The sequence below is a fragment of the Martelella sp. AMO21009 genome (genome assembly GCF_053484295.1).
In genome coordinates, this window is the sequence record NZ_JBAKFR010000002.1 from 126,369 (window position 1) to 142,516 (window position 16,148).

Consider the following 16,148-nt stretch of genomic DNA (forward strand, 5'->3'; position numbering starts at 1 on the left):
CCGGCCGGCGATCCCTACCGAAAGCGGCGCGCGCCCCGGGCTGTCGCGTCAAGATCGGCTCGCAGCATCCCCCCGCTCGTCGATCCAGGCGTCGCTTTTTCTTTTGCGCTCAGGCGCGTTCCACGCACATCGCAACGCCCATGCCGCCGCCGATGCAGAGCGTGGCGAGGCCCTTCTTTACATCGCGCCGGCGCATTTCGTAAAGCAGCGTGGTTAACACCCGCGCGCCGGAAGCGCCGATCGGATGGCCGAGCGCGATCGCCCCGCCATTGACATTGACCTTCTCCGGATCGAGCGCCAGTTCGCGCACCACCGCGCAGGCCTGCGCCGCGAACGCCTCATTGGCCTCGATCAGGTCGAGATCGCCGACCTGCCAGCCGGCTTTGGCCAGCGCCTTCTGCGAGGCCGGGATCGGGCCCGTGCCCATCACCTGCGGATCGACGCCGGCGGTCGCCCATGACACGATCCGCGCCAGCGGCGCGATGCCGCGCCTTTCGGCGTTCGCCGCCTCCATCAGCACCAGCGCCGCCGCGCCGTCATTGATGCCCGAGGCATTGCCGGCGGTCACGCTGCCGCCATCCATGAAAGCCGGGCGCAGGCGCTCAAGCGCGTGCGGGGTCATGCCCTCGCGGATGCCCTCGTCCTGCTCGACCACCACCTCGGACTTGCGGCCGGCGACGGTGACCGGCACGATCTCGTCGGCGAAGCGGCCGGCGGCGCGGGCGGCCTCGGCGCGGTTTTGCGAGCGGGCGGCATAATCATCCTGCACCGCCCGGGTCAGGCCCCAGCGCTCGGCGATGTTTTCCGCCGTCACGCCCATGTGATAGCCATAGAAGGCGTCGACCAGCCCGTCCTTCAGCATGGTGTCGACCATGGCGGCGTCGCCCATGCGCGTTGCGCTGCGAAGATGGGCGCAATGCGGCGACAGCGACATCGATTCCTGTCCGCCCGCCACCACGATCTCGGCATCGCCGGCGAGGATCTGCTGCATGCCGAGCGCGACGGCCCTGAGCCCCGATCCGCAGAGCTGGTTGATGACGAACGCGGTCTTCTCGGCCGGCATGCCTGCGGCCATCGCCGCCTGTCGGGCGGGGTTCTGGCCGGCGCCCGCCGTCAGCACCTGGCCGAGGATCGTCTCGTCGACTTCAGCCGGCGAAACGCCCGCGCGGGCAAGCGCTTCGGCGATCGCCACGGCCCCCAGCTCATGGGCGGGCACGCTGGAAAGCGCGCCGCCCAGAACGCCGATCGGCGTGCGCGCCGCGCCTGCAATAACAATGGCCGAACCGGACATGTTTCTCTCTCCCCATTTCACGATAGCGGCACTGTGCAGAAGCCGGTTTGCGAAGTCAAACGGGCCGCCGCCGCCGCTTTGCCCCGCAGCAAAGACCCCGCCGCCGGCGTCGCTGCATTGCGACAAAATCATTGTACCGGGGCCGGTTTTGAGGTTACATCAGAGCGGGAAGAGGAAACAGATCGCGGGAGGAGGCACAATGCCCGTAAGCGACGGACCAACAATCATCAAGAAATATGCGAACCGCCGGCTCTACAATACCGGCACCAGCAGCTACGTCACGCTGGAAGACCTGGCCGACATGGTGAAAAGAGGAGAGGATTTCACCGTGAAGGACGCCAGGGCCGGCGACGACATCACCCACACCGTGCTGACCCAGATCATCTTCGAACAGGAGGCGAAGTCCGATCAGGCGATCCTGCCGGTTTCATTTCTGCGCGAGATCATCGGCTATTACGGCGACCAGATGCAGGCCATGCTGCCGGGCTTTCTCGACAACGCCATGAAGGCGTTTTCCGAGCAGCAGACCCATATGCGCGAGCAGATGGACAAGGCGCTCTACGCCAATCCGCTGAAACGCGAATATTACCGCAAGGAAGAGGCGGCGCGTCAGGCGGGCCTCGCCGCGACACGGTATCGCGATGCGGCGGAAGAGGAAGATCTCGAAGGCATGCACAATGCAGCCGCCGGCGACCTCGACGACCTGCGCCGCCAGTTGCGGGTGCTGCAGGACCGTATCGACAATATGTGAGCGAGGCCGGGCGGAAACGCCCGGCCATAAAATTCGCCCCAACAAAAAAGCCGCCCCACGGGACGGCTTTTTTCAATTTCAGCGGAAAGCTGCCTGATGAATCAGGCGTTTTCCTTCGGCGTCAGAACCTGGCGGCCGCGATACATGCCGGTCTTCAGATCGATATGGTGCGGACGGCGCAGTTCGCCGGAGTTCTTGTCTTCGACATAGGTCGGAGCCTTGAGAGCGTCTGCAGCACGGCGCATACCGCGCTTGGACGGGGTCGTTTTTCTTTTCGGTACAGCCATTGGACTACTCCACTTGAGGCGCAAGGCTCAATCGACGGCGGGTGAAACCACCGCAAGATCGTCCCTGGAATTCTTGAAATTTGGCGCGCTTATACAGGGCAAACCGGCGTTTGACCAGTCCCCCCGGCATTTTTTTGACTCTTGCGGCAACCGGGCGGCAACCTGGTCGAAACCGGGCTCACACCTCGTCTTCGGGAACCACCCAGCTTTCGGCCAGCGCGCCGTCGCGCCAACGCTGGAATGCCGGTACGCTTTTGATGGCATTCATATAGGCGAGCGACGTCGCATTGTCGGTGAGTTCATAGACCTCGAAGCGGTTGACCACCGGCGCATACATCGCATCGGCCGCCGAAAAGCTGCCGAACAGAAACGGCCCGCCCGAGGCCTCAAGCGCGTCGGCCCACAGTGTTTCGATGCGCCGGACATCGGCTTTGACGGCGTCATCGATGGCAATCGGCGCGGGCTTGCGGCCGAAATTCATCGGGCAGGCCCCTCGCAGCGCCCTAAAACCGGCATGCATTTCCGCCGAGACGGCGCGCGCCGCCGCCCGCTCCACCCTGTCGGCGGGCCAGAGCTGGGCCTCGGGATAAAGCTCGGCGACATATTCGATGATCGCCAGCGATTCCCAGACCCGGAACCTGCCGTGATGCAGCACCGGCACCTGACCGACGGGCGAGACTTCGCGGAAGCGCGGATTGCCGGCGGGAAAATCGAACGGGATCAGCACTTCCTTGAACGGGATTCCGGCAGCCTCCATCGCCAGCCATGGCCTGAGCGACCAGGAGGAATATTTCTTGTTGCCGATATAAAGCGTCAGATCGCTCATGCTTCACCCTTCCACCACGTTTGCGCGGGAGTTAAACGCATTTTCCCGCCCGGCGCCAACAACAATGTCGAATGTCAGTCATAAAGGCAGGTAATATAGGAGCCGGAGCGCGAGGCGAGCCGCTCCACGCGGGCGGCGAGGGCCTGCATGTGGCGACTCGGGGCGGCGGCCTGCCGGCCCACCGGATCGGGCAGCGAAACGGCGAGCAGTGCCGCCTGCCGCGCCGTCAGCTCCGAAGCCGAGACGCCGAACTGTTCGAGCGCCGCCGCCTCAATGCCGAAGGTCTCCGGTCCCCATTGCGCGATGTTGAGGTAGATTTCCATGATCCGCTTCTTGGGCCAGACGATATCGGCGGAGATCGCCAGCGGCAGTTCCAGCGCCTTGCGGATATAGGAGCGGCTGTTCCAGAGGTAGAGGTTCTTCACCGTCTGCATCGGTATCGTGCTCGCCCCGCGCACGGCCTTGCCGGCCAGCGCGTCCTCGACCACGGCCTTGTACTCGCCCCAGTCTATACCGTCGTGATTGCAGAACTGCCCGTCCTCTGACATCATCACCGATTGCACCAGCACCGGCGCGACCTCATCGAATGGCACCCATTGCCGGTCATAGCCGGTAAAAAGCCGTGTCATCATCGGCACGGATACAGGGTGCACAAAGGATGGTCGGTAAAGCGGCAGCAGCAGGTAGGGCAATAGCACGATCACGATGATGACGATCACGCCATAGCGGATCAGGCGGCGAAAAAGCGACCGGCGCGGGGCATCATCCTCATCGTCTTCCGGCATGTCGTCGTCGCGCATCGGTTCATTAGCTTTCGTGAAATCCGCCCCTTCCATAGCGTGATGCGGCGGCCAAGAAAAGCCGCGACGGCGGCGGCGCGAAACCGCTTGAACGCCGCGCCCCCTCGTGCCAAGACATGGCCCCATGTCAGAGACTGAATTCACCACCCGCCTCGAAAGCGCCCGCAAGGACGTCGAAGCCTGCCTCGACCAACTGCTCGGCCCCGACCCGCTTGCAGGCGAAACGGCGCGGCCGGAAACGCTGATGGCGGCGATCCGCCACGGCGTTCTGAACGGCGGCAAACGCTTCCGCCCGTTTCTGGTGATCGAGACAACGCGGCTTCTCGGCGGGCCGGCTGATGCGGCGCTCAGGGTGGCCGCAGCACTTGAATGCATCCACTGCTATTCGCTGATTCATGACGACCTGCCGGCCATGGACGACGACGATCTGCGCCGGGGCCGGCCGACGGTGCACAAGGCCTTCGACGAGGCCGCCGCGATCCTCGCCGGCGACAGCCTGCTGACGCTCGCCTTCGACATCATCGCCGATGACGCGACCGGGGTCGATCCCGCAGCCCGGCTTGCCCTTGTCAGCGCGCTGTCGCGGGCGTCAGGCATTGGCGGCATGGCGGGCGGTCAGGCGCTTGATCTGGCGGCAGAGAAGACCCCGCCGGATGAGTCCGGTATCGTCACCCTGCAGGCGATGAAGACCGGCGCGCTGATCCGGTTCGCGGCGGAGGCCGGCGCGATCATTGCCGGCGCGGGGGCGGACGAGCGCGCCCGCCTTGCCCGTTTCGGCGCGGTGATCGGCCTTGCCTTCCAGCTTGCCGACGATCTTCTCGATCTGAGGGCCGATGCCGAGACCATGGGCAAGGCGACCGGCAAGGATGCCGGACGCGGCAAGGGCACGCTGGTCTCGCTGCACGGCGCGGACTGGGCCGAACGCCGGCTGACCGAGCTGGTCGAAGAGGCCGAGGCCCTGCTTAGCCCCTTCGGCGCGCGGGCCGCAACGCTGATCGCCGCCGCCCGCTTCGTGGCCTCACGCGAGAACTGAGGTCTGCGCGGAGCGGATGAAGGCCGCGCTCAGTCGTTACCGATGACGCGGTTGCGACCGGCTTCCTTGGCTTCGTAGAGCCGCTGGTCGGCCTCGGCGATGAAGCGGTCGAGCGTGTCGCCTTTTATGGGAATGGCGGAGTAGTAGCCGATGCTCACAGTCAGCGGCTCGACATTCTCCCCATGCTCTACCGGCCGCGCCTCGACCTTGGCGCGCAAGCTTTCGTGAAAAGCGTGGATTTCCTCAGACCCTCCGGCGAGGTGATAGGCAATGAATTCCTCACCGCCATAGCGCGCCACCAGGTCTTCGGCCCTGAGGAAATGGGACCGGAAGATCGCGGCGAGATGTTTCAGACAGGCATCGCCGAAAACATGGCCCAGCCGGTCGTTGATCGGCTTGAAGTGGTCGACATCGATCATTGCCAGGGTAAAGCGCTCGCCATTGCGCTGGCACTGTTCGAAGATCTCTTCGGCGCGGGTAATGAAATAGGTGCGGTTGTAGAGCCCGGTCAGGCCGTCGGTGATCGAGGTCTGTTGCAGCAGGTCGTTGGCCGTGTTCAGGGCCCTGTTGAGCAGCCGCAGCTTGCGCACCCAGTAGAGGAAGACGAGGAACACGACGGCGATCAGCGCCGCGGTTGCGAACAGCAGGCGATAGTCGATCGTGCGCTTGAACGGCGCGAGCTTCTGGCGGTTGAGGATGCGGTCGACTTCGCCGGGGTCGAGCCTGGCGATCAGCTTTTCGAAGATAATGCCGAGCACCGGCTGGTCGGCCGCTGTGGCCGCCGCCGCCTGGACGTTTTCGGGTATCCGGCCGGAGATCTTGATGTCGTTGGTATCCATGGCGGCGATCAGATAGACGAGCGTGTCGAGCGGACCGACCACGGCATCGAGCTTGCCGTCAAGCACGGCATCCAGCCCGTCGCTTTCGCTGTCGAGCTGAACGATCGTGACATCGGGATAGCGCGCCGCAAGCATCGCCGCCGGCGCATGGCTGGAAACCAGGCCGACGCGCTGCCCGGCGAGATCGCGCATGCTTTCCACGAACGGCGCCTGGAGCGGGCTTGCCACCGCGAGCGCAATTTCGAGATAGGCCGGCGCCGGATCGAAGGCGTCTGCCGCGAAATCGGCGTTGACGACGAAAGGCAGGACGTCGCAACCTGCAAGCGCTGGGTCCTTTTCGTTTCTCCCGGCAAGCGGCACCGGCTGGATCCGCCAGGAGAACTCGCCGTTCTCGCCGAGAAGCGTGAGGATATCGGCGACCGCGCCGGTGAATTCGCCGTCGCGCCCGACCATGGTATAGGGCGGCGATTCCGGCTCGACGCATACTTTGAGCGGCCCCCTGTCGCGCAGATAGGCGCGTTCGTCCTCATTGAGTACGGCGCGGTGGCGGTCGATCCCGGCCAGCGGCGGGCCGAGCCAGCGGTTCTCCATTTCCTGCCAGCGCGCGGTCGGGATCGAGACCAGGACGCTGTCGATGATACTTTGCAGATAGGGATATTTCGGCGAGACGCCGAAGCGCAGGTCCTCGCGCTCGACGCCGTCCATCAGGAATTCGCCGCCGATCTCGATATTGATCAGACCGTCGCGGCGGATGATGGCATTGCCATTGCTCAGCGAAATGATGGCCGCGTCGATCTCGCCATCGGCAAGGGCATGCATCAGCGCTTCCTGGCCGTCATATTGGCGCACGTCGTCAAACCGCGCCGAAACCGCCTCGGCATAATAGATGTCGCGGCCGATCCCGATCCGCTTGCCGTCAAGATCGGCGATATCCCGGTAGGGCCCGAAGCCGGAGCGCACGAAAACCGCATTGGGGATGCGGTGATATTCGTCGGAAAACAGCGTAAAATCGCTGCGCGCTTCGGTGTACGAGATATTGGTGATGATATCGAGCTCGCCAGCCTTGAACCGCCGCAACAGTTCGGCCCAATTGTCATAGACCGGCTCGAACGAAAGCCCCGTGCTGGCGCTGATATACTGGGCGAGGTCGACGGCAAGCCCCTGTCCGCGCCCGTTTTCAAGATAGCTGAAGGGCTGGTAGTCGATAATGAAGCCGATCGACAGCGGCGGCGCCTCCTCGATGAAGACCTGCTCCTCCGGCAGCAGCCTGAGCAGGCCGGCATTCGTCGCGCGTCCGGTGCGGTAGGTCAGCCAGCGCCCGGTGATTTCGTCCAGCGTTTCGGCGGGTAGCGCAAGGACGGCCTTTTGCAGGATCGACGACAGCACCGCGGCATCGCCGGACTGTTCGAGGACGCCGAGGCGGAAATCCTCCAGTGACACCGCTGTCAGCGGCAGCGCGCCGGCGGCGACCACATTGGTGAACCCGTTCTCGCGAATGAAGAAATTGCCGGTCAGTTCGGCCGCGAGCGCGCCGTCGACCCAGCCGAAGGCGACCGCCGCCATCAGATCGCGATAGGTGGCGTATTCCTGAAGCTGGAACCCGGCCTTTTCCAGGGCGCTGGCGTAATAAATGTCGCGGATCACGCCGATCTGGCGCTGTTTCAGCGCATCGAGGTCGGCGAGGTCGCCAAGCGGACGGTCGATGTTTTCAAACAGGATCGTGCGGCGCAGGTGGTAGGGCTCGGTAAAGGCGATAAAGGGCTCGCGCTCCTCGGTGAGCGAGATGTCCGCGATCACGTCCAGCCCGCCGCGCCGGAACTGGCCGTAGATTTCCGGCCAAGAGCCTAGCCGGACCGCGAAATCAAGTCCGGTCATTGCGGAGATCGCGTCCAGCACGTCCACCGACCAGCCCATGATCTTGCCGTTGAGGTAGAAGGAATAGGGCTCGTTGTCGGCCACGAGCCCGATGCTCGCCACCGGGTTTTTGGCTATATAGGCCCGTTCCTCATCGGTGAGGTCGAGCGGCTCGGCCGCAAGCGCGCCGGCGGCAAGGGTCGTCAACAGCAGAATGAGGGCGAAGACCGGCGTCGCCAGCTTTCGGAAAATGCCTGTCGCCGATGTCGGGCCGCGATTTTCGCTCAGGCTGGTCTCATCCATGCTGCCTTCTCAGTTTATGGCTCACCGTTACAATATCAAATAGCACACAACTGGCCCGCGCCAAGCTTACTTGCGCTGCAAGGCCGTTTTGACATGGCGGGCATGTGAGTCTGGCAACAGGTTCAAGCGCCTTCGGCGGCCGTATTGGAGGGGCAGCGGCCCCTCCCGGCTCAGCCGCTGCCGATGATCATGCCGGCGGCCAGCACCAGCCCGCCGCCGAGCACGACCTGGAAGGCGGCGCGCATGAACGGGGTTTCCATATATTTGTTCTGAATGAAGGCGATCGCCCAGAGTTCGAAGAACACGATCACGATGGCGATGATCGTCGCGGTCCAGAATTCGGGGATCAGATAGGGCAGCGCGTGGCCGAGCCCGCCGAGCATGGTCATCACGCCGGAGGCGATGCCGCGCTTGATCGGCGAGCCGCGGCCGGAAAGCTTGCCGTCGTCATGGGCGGCCTCGGTGAAGCCCATGGAAATGCCGGCGCCGACGGCGGCCGACAGGCCGATCAGGAAGGTCTGCCAGGTATCCTGTGTGGCAAAGGCGGCGGCGAAGATCGGCGCCAGCGTCGAGACCGAACCGTCCATCAGCCCGGCAAGGCCCGGCTGCACCCAGGTCAGCAGGAACTGGCGGTGCTCCTTGGCGGCCTCCTCATCGCGCACGTCTTCCGGCGCGTGTTTTTCGGTCAGCGTCTCGGCGAGCTCCTCATGCGCCTCCTCGGCGATGGCGAGATCGCCCAAGAGCTTGCGGGTGTCGGCATCCGAAACCTCGTTCATGGCGGCGCGGTAAAAGCGCTGGGCCTGCTCCTCCATCAGCACCGCCTGACGGCGGATCTTCTCCAGCGACAGCGTCTTCATCAGCCAGTCGGGCCGGCGTTCGAGGAAGCCGCGCACATGCTCGCGCCGGACCAGGGGAATGTCATCGCCGAAGCGGCGCTTGAACATGTCGATCAGCATGCGCCGGTGGCTGTCCTCGACCTCGGCCATATCGTCGAAAATCCGGGCGCTGTCGGGAAATTCGCCGCGCAGATGGGCGGCATAGGCCTTGTAGATACGCGCATCGTCCTCCTCGGAGGAGATCGCAAGCGCCAGCATTTCGGCTTCGCTCAGGGACGAGAAGTCGCGCTTGGCGCGACCAAAAAAGGGCAGGACCATGGGACTGATTCCGGTTTTAGTTTAGAATAATTCTAAATCGAAAATCGCCGAAGGTCAAATGGGGAATCAGGTTTTCTTGCCAAGGAGCCCCGCAACGAAATCGGGAACGGCGGTCGAGGCCGAACCGGTCCGGCATTCGCCGAACAGGCTGTTGCCGGTCGCTTCGAGATTGATCTCGACCGTATGCGCGCCGGCGGAGGCGGCGGCCGCCACGAAACCGGCGGCGGGGTAGACCGTGCCCGAAGTGCCGATCGCCACGAACAGCGCTGCATTTTCCAGCGCGACCTCGATCGCGTCCATATCGTAGGGCATTTCGCCGAACCAGACGATATCGGGGCGCAGCGACGGGCGGCTGCAGCTGGAACAGAAACAGTCCCGGTCGAGATCGCCTTCCCAGTGCTGGTGGCTCCCGCATTCATAGCAGAGCGCGGAATCGAGCCGGCCATGCATGTGCAGCATCCGCTTCGAGCCTGCCCGTTCATGCAGGTCGTCAACATTCTGGGTGATCAGCAGGAAATCGCCGTCCCAGGCGTTTTCCAGCGCGGCAAGCGCATTGTGGGCGGCATTGGGCGAAGCCTTCGCGGCCTCGCGGCGGCGCATATTGTAGAAATCATAAACCAGATCGGGATTTCTGTGAAATCCCTCAGGGGTCGCGACATCCTCGATGCTGTGCCCTTCCCAGAGCCCGCCCTGATCGCGGAATGTGGCAAGGCCGGACTCCGCCGATATGCCGGCGCCGGTCAGAACAACGATCGGGGCGGAAGTGTCAATCTTCATGGGTCACGCCTGTCTCGGGCCCCGGGCGCATCGCCCGAGGTTGATGTCAACGCAACGAGGCGACCGGCAGATCGGTTCCGGTTTCGACCTTGACCCAGCGGCCGCTGTCGAAGGAGGCCTGACGCTTGAGGAAGGTATAGGGCGTATCCGACCAGGCGAGCACATCGTCATTCAGATTGTCGAGGATGAAGTCGCCGTCATTGGTGCGCAGCGTCAGCACCGCATGGCCTTCGCCGTTAGGCTTGCGCACCACGGTGATCAGCAGATCGGAGGCGGAGATGCCGGCCTTCATCAGGCGGCGACGCTTCTCCAGCACGAAATCCTCGCAGTCACCGGCGCCGCTCACGGGATAGGCCCAGACTTCCTCGCGGCCGTAAAGCTCTTCATCGGTCATCGGCTCGATTTCGGCATTGACCGCGCTGTTGATCGAAACCACCGTCTTCCAGCCGAAATTCGTCAGCCGTGCTGCAATCGTGCTGGCGGCGTGGGGGGCGCAATCGCGGCGGTGCTGCTCGCAGAACTCGAAATGGCCGATCGGCTGGGACGTGACCCCGCCCACCGGCATGGCCGATGCGGCAAGCGCGGGCGTCGAAAAGCCGAGGCCCATAATGGCGCAGAAAGCCGAGATGATCAGTCTATCCAAACGAGGCACGCTATACCCATCCGCCCTTGAATTCTTAACAAAGAGTTAAGGAGAAATAGGGCGGGGAGTCAATCAGCGTGAGGGGTCGGCGGACCGAGATCTTAAGAAATGGTTAACCGGCGCGGTGTTCGGCCGCCGTCTCCAGAAGGCCGGAAAGCGCGGTCAGCATGCGGGCAATGTCCTCGGGCCGCGAAAGGCGGTGGTCACCATCCTGCACCAGCGTCAGCACCACATCATCTGCCGGCAGATGCGACATCAGCTTCAGCGCGTGCTTGTAGGGCACGTCCGGGTCCTGCTTGCCCTGGATGATGTGCACCGGGCAGCCGGTTTCGATAATGCCGGTCAGCACCATGTTGCGCCTCCCGTCATCGAGCAGCGCCGCGGTATAGATGGTCGGTTCCGGCCCGTAGATCGACTGTTCCTCGAAATAGCCGTTCTCGGCCAGCGCCTTGCACTGGGCGTCCGTCAGATCCGGCTCGATCAGTTCGCTGGTGAAGTCGGGCGCGGGCGCGAGCAGCAGAAGCCCATCGATCGCGGGTGCGCCTTCCTTGCCCTTCAGCTCCTGCACCGCGCGAAGCGCCAGCCAGCCGCCCATGGACGAGCCGATGATGATGACCCGTTCGGGAGCGGCATGTTCGATTGCAGCGAGCGCATCGGCGAGCCAGCGGGAAATCGTGCCGTCCTTGAAGGCGCCCTCGCTCTCGCCGTGGCCGGTATAGTCGAAGCGCAGCATGGAAAGCCCGTTCTCGCCGGCATAGGCGTCGAGCGCCTCCGCCTTGGAGCCCAGCATGTCGGAGCCGTAGCCTGAAAACCAGACGAGGGTGGGCGCATCGCCCCGCCCCTTGCGAAGGCGCATGGCGATCTTGAGCGGCCCGTCGCCGTGATCGATTTCGGTGTAGGTCAGCTGGCTCTCGTCGTTCATCGTGCTCTCCATCCTCGTCCCGGGCGCCGCCGCGACCCTCAAAACGCCTGCAAACCCGCGCTTTTGGCGATCGGCAGGTGATTTTCTTTTTCCGCTGTGTTATTGACACATCGGCTGTAACAACCATTTGTGTCCAACACGTGCAAGTTTTTGTGCAGTTGGCGCTTACGCAGCCGAATTTCAACAAGTCGTCGAATTTCAACAATTTGAGGAGACAACGACCATTCGCAGACCCCACAGAGCCGCTCCCCCGACCAAGGAAGGTCCCCGCGCCAACCGTGACATCCGCATCCGCGAAGTCCAGTTGATTGACGAGGACGGGGAGAACAAGGGCGTCGTACTGACTGAAGATGCGTTGAGAATGGCTGAGGAAGCCGGGCTTGATCTCGTCGAGATCGCCCCCAACTCGACGCCGCCCGTTTGCAAGATTCTCGATCTGGGCAAGCTGAAATATGCCAACCAGAAGCGCGCCGCCGAGGCACGCAAGAAGCAAAAGATCGTCGAAGTCAAAGAAATCAAGATGCGTCCCAACATCGACACCCATGACTATCAGGTGAAGATGAAGGCGATGAACAAGTTCTTCGAGGAAGGCGACAAGGTGAAGGTCACGCTCCGTTTCCGCGGGCGCGAGATGGCGCACCAGGAACTGGGCATGAAGCTTCTGTCCCAGGTCAAGGAAGACACCGCCGAAATCGCCAAGGTGGAAGCCGAGCCGAAGCTTGAGGGCCGTCAGATGCTGATGGTGCTTGCGCCGAAATAAGCTTCTCGCTGTCGACGAATGATGACAGGCCGTCCGGGAAAACCGCCCGCGACGGTCGCTGTCTTTTTGTCGCGACGGAGAGGTTGCACAATAAGGGCAAAGCGCGTATACACGCGCCGTCCGAGCGGGCCGGCAGGGCATGCCGTGTCCGCTCCAAATGCGAAGCCGGGGTTCGTCTCCCGGCGCAATCAATAAAACGGAGTAGCAAAATGCCCAAGATGAAGACGAAATCGTCGGTCAAGAAGCGGTTCAAGGTTACCGCGACCGGCAAGGTGAAGTCGGCAGCCGCCGGCAAGCGCCATGGAATGATCAAGCGTTCCAACAAGTTTATCCGCGATGCGCGCGGCACGATGGTTCTGGCGGAGCCGGATGCCAAGATCGTCAAGCAGTTCATGCCTTACAGCAAGTAACGCCCGCTAACCGAGATAGATTTAAGGAGATCATGATATGGCTCGCGTAAAACGTGGCGTTACCGCCCACGCCAAGCACAAGAAGGTCATCAAGCAAGCCAAGGGCTTCTATGGCCGCCGCAAGAACACCATCCGCACGGCCAAGGCCGCTGTCGACAAGTCCAAGCAGTACGCCTATCGCGACCGCAAGGTAAACAAGCGCAATTTCCGCGCTCTGTGGGTCCAGCGCATCAACGCCGCCGTGCGTGAACATGGCCTGACCTATGGCCGCTTCATCGACGGTCTGAACAAGGCCGGCATCGAAGTCGATCGCAAGGTTCTTTCCGACATGGCGATCCATGAGCCGGAAGCGTTCGCAGCCCTGGTTGCCGCTGCGAAGAAGGGCCTGGAGTACCTCAAGAAGGAAGGTACCGCCAACGAGTTTGAAAGCGCTGTAGCTTAAGCCAGCGCTTCCCAAGCCTTTATACATACCAATTTGGGAAACCCGCGCTGGCAGGACCAGTGCGGGTTTTTCGCATTCAGACGATCACAATTACGGACCGTTATCGGTCCAGGCGGCAGCAGGAAGACGAGAACATGTCCGATCTTGATGATCTGAAGACGAAGCTGATGGACGAGATCGCGGCGGCCTCTGACGAGGCGGCGATCGAGACGGTGCGCGTCAACGCCATCGGCAAGAAGGGCTCGGTGTCGGAGCTTTTGAAGACGCTCGGCAAAATGGACCCGGAGGAGCGCAAGACCCGGGGTGCTGCCATCAACGCGTTGAAGACCGAGGTCTCCGATGCGATTTCCGCCCGCAAGGCCGAACTGAAGGATGCCGCGATCGCCGCCCGGCTTGCCGCCGAAACGGTGGACGTGTCCCTGCCGGTGCGCCCCTCTCCGTCTTTGTCCGGCCGCATTCATCCCGTCAGCCAGGTGATCGATGAAATCACCGCCATCTTCGGCGATATGGGCTTTTCGATAGCCGAGGGTCCGGAGATCGAGACCGATTATTACAATTTCACCGCGCTGAATTTCCCGGAAGGCCATCCCGCCCGCGAGATGCACGACACCTTCTTCTTCAATCCGGATGAGAACGGCGAGCGCAAGGTCTTGAGAACCCACACCTCGCCGGTACAGATCCGCTCGATGGAAAGCCAGGAGCCGCCGATCCGCATCGTCGCGCCCGGCAAGACCTACCGTCAGGACAGTGACGCCACCCACTCGCCGATGTTCCATCAGCTCGAGGGTCTCGTCATCGACAAGACCACCCATGTCGGCCATCTGCGCTGGACGCTGGAGGAATTCTGCAAAGCCTTCTTCGAGGTCGACAGCGTAACCATGCGCTTCCGACCGTCCTTCTTCCCGTTCACCGAGCCGTCTTTCGAGGTCGACATCCAGTGCGACCGCTCCGGCGACCAGGTGAAGTTCGGAACCGGCACCGACTGGATGGAAATTCTCGGCTGCGGCATGGTGCACCCGAACGTGCTGCGTCATTGCGGCCTCGATCCGGATGTCTATCAGGGCTTTGCCTGGGGCATGGGCCTCGACCGCATCGCCATGCTGAAATACGGTATGCCGGATCTCCGCGACTTCTTCGCCGCCGATGAACGCTGGACCAGCCATTACGGCTTCCGCCCGCTCGACATCCCGACGTTGTTCGGCGGGCTGTCGTCATGACGGCGCTTCCGGAACGCTACAGGGATTCCGTGCAGTTTGCCTTCGGCGATACGCCGGCGCTGAAGGACGAGCTTCTGGCGCTGGTGCTTGAGGGCAAAAAGACGGCGACCTGCACCGCGCTCAGAGATGTGAAGGACGCGCAGGAGCCGATGCCGGAGATCGGCCGCCGCGACGTGGTGCTCGACGGCGCCGGCAAGCCCGCTGCCGTCATCGAGACGACCGAAGTGACGGTTCGCCGGTTCGACGAGGTCGACGAGGAATTCGCGCGGGACGAAGGCGAGGGCGACCTGTCGCTCGAATACTGGCGCGAAGGCCACGAAGCCTATTTCGCCCGCAATGGCGGCTTCGAGCCGGACATGGAGCTGATCTGCGAGCGGTTCCGGCTGGTGGAGACGCTGGGTGAATACAGGCGCGGGGCGGAGTCGTGAGGAAGGAATGCCGACACTGCTGATCTGGCATGGCTACAAGTTTCGGTTTTACGCCCTCGATCAGGGCGAGCCGGCGCATGTTCATGTCGTGAAGGATGGAAAGTCCCTTAAGGTCTGGTTGGAGACAATGGCCGTCGCCCGCAACATTGGGTACAATGAACGCGAGATCGAAAGGCTACGGGCGGTCATCGCCGAACACCGAAACGAGTGGATCGGAGTGTGGAATGACTTCTTTGGAATTTGAGACCGAGGCAATGCGTCCGGTGAAAGCATGGTGCACGAATGGTGAGGTCCATGTGACCCTCGCCGACGGCCGCACCATATCCGCCCCGCTCTGGTGGTATCCGTTTCTGAACGGACTTGATGCGGATGGACTGAACGATATCGAGCTCATGTATGAGGGTATCTGGTGGACGCGGGCCGACGAGGGGATTTCGGTGAAGAGTATGTTTCTTGGGCAGAAAATGCCGGGAGCCAAGGAACCGGAAGGGGTGGCGTAGGAATGCGATGCCCACGGTTCTTCGAAAATACGGCATACGTTTCCACTTCTACGGTTCGGACATGGGCGAGCCGCCCCACATTCATGCGTCCGGTCAGGGCGGCAAGGCCAAGGTCTGGCTGCACTCCGGCGAGATGGCGGAATGCAAAGGCTTCAATACCGTCGATGTGAAGCGTATTCTGTCGGTGGTTGAAGAACACAAGGTCGAGTTTTTGGAGGCATGGGATGACTTCTTCGGATCCATATCCTGAACATGAGCGACCGGTCGCAGCATGGTGCGATCCGGCGCATGTACATGTGCGCCTCGCTGATGACCGCGAAGTGGTGACGCCGCTCTGGTGGTATCCCCGGCTCCTGGCGGCAAGCCCGGCCGAGCGGAACAATGTCGAGCTGATGCTTGATGGCGTTCATTGGCCTGATGTGGATGAAGACCTGTCCGTTCGCGGGATGCTGAGTGGGTGGAAGTATCCTAACGCGGTTGAGCCGAGGGAAGTGGCTTGAGGGAGATAGTATGATGGTGAGCTTGCGGAACACGAACCTGTCGGTGGAGAAGATAGCTGCCATCGCAGCACCTCTTCTGCAAAGTGATTTGAGCGCCTATGGGTATAAAGGAGAGACAATCCGGGAAGATGAAACCTTCGATGGCGAACCGATTATTCGGATAATGGTTCACGTGGAGACGGCGGTGCCTGTTGAGAAACTCAACGGCACTTTGAAGAAAGTGCATGATCTCTTGCGGCAGGATAACGATGAACGTCTTGTTTTCTTGAGTGCTCCCGGCCCTGCAGACGAAGAGGGCATTGAAGCTGGCCAAGATATCGAGGATTCTGATTGAATCATGGTTAAGTCTGGCCCCACAATGGTTGAGAGGTTCCTTTTCTCCGCCGAAGAACTTCTGAGGTCAAAGCCGAA

The 16,148-nt window shown here is 62.4% G+C and carries 21 protein-coding genes; 12 read left to right on the forward strand and 9 right to left on the reverse strand.

Annotated features, from left to right (window positions below; all coding sequences use genetic code 11):
* Positions 1–109: 109 nt before the first annotated feature.
* Complete coding sequence (locus tag V6766_RS02795) at positions 110–1,291, reverse strand: acetyl-CoA C-acetyltransferase (RefSeq protein ID WP_448463400.1); 1,182 nt, start codon at positions 1,289–1,291, stop codon at positions 110–112.
* Positions 1,292–1,490: 199 nt separating this feature from the next.
* Here V6766_RS02795 and phaR point away from each other — a divergent pair, with 199 nt between their 5' ends.
* Positions 1,491–2,042, forward strand: coding sequence for a polyhydroxyalkanoate synthesis repressor PhaR (gene phaR / locus V6766_RS02800; RefSeq protein WP_448463402.1), 552 nt, complete (start codon positions 1,491–1,493; stop codon positions 2,040–2,042).
* A 101-nt stretch (positions 2,043–2,143) separates the two neighbouring features.
* On the opposite strand, the gene rpmF is transcribed toward phaR, so the two are convergent.
* The 3 genes from rpmF to V6766_RS02815 form a co-directional block, all read right to left on the reverse strand.
* A complete protein-coding gene (gene rpmF / locus V6766_RS02805; RefSeq protein ID WP_133282438.1) occupies positions 2,144–2,329 on the reverse strand; it encodes a 50S ribosomal protein L32 in 186 nt (61 codons plus the stop codon).
* A gap of 178 nt (positions 2,330–2,507) precedes the next feature.
* Positions 2,508–3,155 (reverse strand): glutathione S-transferase family protein, encoded by a 648-nt coding sequence (locus V6766_RS02810; RefSeq protein WP_448463404.1) that lies wholly within the window; start codon positions 3,153–3,155, stop codon positions 2,508–2,510.
* A gap of 74 nt (positions 3,156–3,229) precedes the next feature.
* Complete coding sequence (locus tag V6766_RS02815; RefSeq protein WP_448463406.1) at positions 3,230–3,955, reverse strand: biosynthetic peptidoglycan transglycosylase; 726 nt, start codon at positions 3,953–3,955, stop codon at positions 3,230–3,232.
* Positions 3,956–4,079: 124 nt separating this feature from the next.
* On the opposite strand from V6766_RS02815, the gene V6766_RS02820 reads away from it, so the two are divergent.
* Entirely contained in the window at positions 4,080–4,988 is a 909-nt protein-coding gene (locus V6766_RS02820) for a polyprenyl synthetase family protein (protein WP_448463408.1), read from the forward strand.
* 29 nt (positions 4,989–5,017) lie between these two features.
* Here V6766_RS02820 and V6766_RS02825 read toward each other — a convergent pair whose 3' ends face one another.
* The 5 genes from V6766_RS02825 to V6766_RS02845 form a co-directional block, all read right to left on the reverse strand.
* Entirely contained in the window at positions 5,018–7,984 is a 2,967-nt protein-coding gene (locus V6766_RS02825; protein WP_448463410.1) for a diguanylate cyclase, read from the reverse strand.
* A gap of 170 nt (positions 7,985–8,154) precedes the next feature.
* On the reverse strand, positions 8,155–9,138 hold the full coding sequence (gene mbfA, locus V6766_RS02830; RefSeq protein ID WP_448463412.1) for an iron exporter MbfA: 984 nt from the start codon (positions 9,136–9,138) through the stop codon (positions 8,155–8,157).
* A gap of 66 nt (positions 9,139–9,204) precedes the next feature.
* Positions 9,205–9,915, reverse strand: a complete 711-nt coding sequence (locus tag V6766_RS02835; RefSeq protein WP_448463414.1) for an NAD-dependent deacylase — start codon at positions 9,913–9,915, stop codon at positions 9,205–9,207.
* A gap of 46 nt (positions 9,916–9,961) precedes the next feature.
* The gene (locus V6766_RS02840) at positions 9,962–10,522 is read right to left on the reverse strand and encodes a transglutaminase-like cysteine peptidase (protein WP_448463902.1); all 561 of its coding nucleotides are present in this window, start codon (positions 10,520–10,522) and stop codon (positions 9,962–9,964) included.
* A 148-nt stretch (positions 10,523–10,670) separates the two neighbouring features.
* Positions 10,671–11,480 (reverse strand): alpha/beta hydrolase, encoded by an 810-nt coding sequence (locus V6766_RS02845; protein ID WP_448430444.1) that lies wholly within the window; start codon positions 11,478–11,480, stop codon positions 10,671–10,673.
* A gap of 223 nt (positions 11,481–11,703) precedes the next feature.
* Between V6766_RS02845 and infC the strand changes: the two genes are divergently transcribed.
* The 10 genes from infC (at position 11,704) to V6766_RS02895 (ending at position 16,071) form a co-directional block, all read left to right on the forward strand.
* On the forward strand, positions 11,704–12,240 hold the full coding sequence (infC, locus tag V6766_RS02850) for a translation initiation factor IF-3 (protein WP_448430932.1): 537 nt from the start codon (positions 11,704–11,706) through the stop codon (positions 12,238–12,240).
* Between the two features lie 209 nt (positions 12,241–12,449).
* Positions 12,450–12,650 carry a 50S ribosomal protein L35 gene (gene rpmI / locus V6766_RS02855; protein ID WP_448430446.1) on the forward strand — a complete coding sequence of 67 codons (201 nt, stop codon included), beginning with the start codon at positions 12,450–12,452 and terminating at the stop codon, positions 12,648–12,650.
* Positions 12,651–12,687: 37 nt separating this feature from the next.
* On the forward strand, positions 12,688–13,092 hold the full coding sequence (gene rplT / locus V6766_RS02860) for a 50S ribosomal protein L20 (protein ID WP_448430448.1): 405 nt from the start codon (positions 12,688–12,690) through the stop codon (positions 13,090–13,092).
* Positions 13,093–13,226: 134 nt separating this feature from the next.
* Positions 13,227–14,309, forward strand: a complete 1,083-nt coding sequence (pheS, locus tag V6766_RS02865; RefSeq protein ID WP_448463416.1) for a phenylalanine--tRNA ligase subunit alpha — start codon at positions 13,227–13,229, stop codon at positions 14,307–14,309.
* A complete protein-coding gene (locus V6766_RS02870) occupies positions 14,306–14,737 on the forward strand; it encodes an ASCH domain-containing protein (protein WP_448463418.1) in 432 nt (143 codons plus the stop codon). The genes pheS and V6766_RS02870 overlap by 4 nt, the downstream gene beginning before the upstream one ends.
* A 7-nt stretch (positions 14,738–14,744) precedes the next feature.
* Positions 14,745–14,981, forward strand: a complete 237-nt coding sequence (locus V6766_RS02875) for a DUF4160 domain-containing protein (protein ID WP_448463420.1) — start codon at positions 14,745–14,747, stop codon at positions 14,979–14,981.
* Complete coding sequence (locus V6766_RS02880) at positions 14,962–15,237, forward strand: DUF2442 domain-containing protein (protein WP_448463422.1); 276 nt, start codon at positions 14,962–14,964, stop codon at positions 15,235–15,237. The genes V6766_RS02875 and V6766_RS02880 overlap by 20 nt, the downstream gene beginning before the upstream one ends.
* Before the next feature lie 7 nt (positions 15,238–15,244).
* Positions 15,245–15,487: a DUF4160 domain-containing protein gene (locus tag V6766_RS02885; RefSeq protein WP_448463424.1), complete on the forward strand. Its 243-nt coding sequence runs from the start codon at positions 15,245–15,247 to the stop codon at positions 15,485–15,487.
* A complete protein-coding gene (locus V6766_RS02890; RefSeq protein ID WP_200335658.1) occupies positions 15,462–15,737 on the forward strand; it encodes a DUF2442 domain-containing protein in 276 nt (91 codons plus the stop codon). Before V6766_RS02885 ends, V6766_RS02890 begins: the two co-directional genes overlap by 26 nt.
* Before the next feature lie 10 nt (positions 15,738–15,747).
* Positions 15,748–16,071, forward strand: a complete 324-nt coding sequence (locus V6766_RS02895) for a hypothetical protein (protein WP_448463426.1) — start codon at positions 15,748–15,750, stop codon at positions 16,069–16,071.
* The last annotated feature ends 77 nt before the right edge of the window (positions 16,072–16,148 follow it).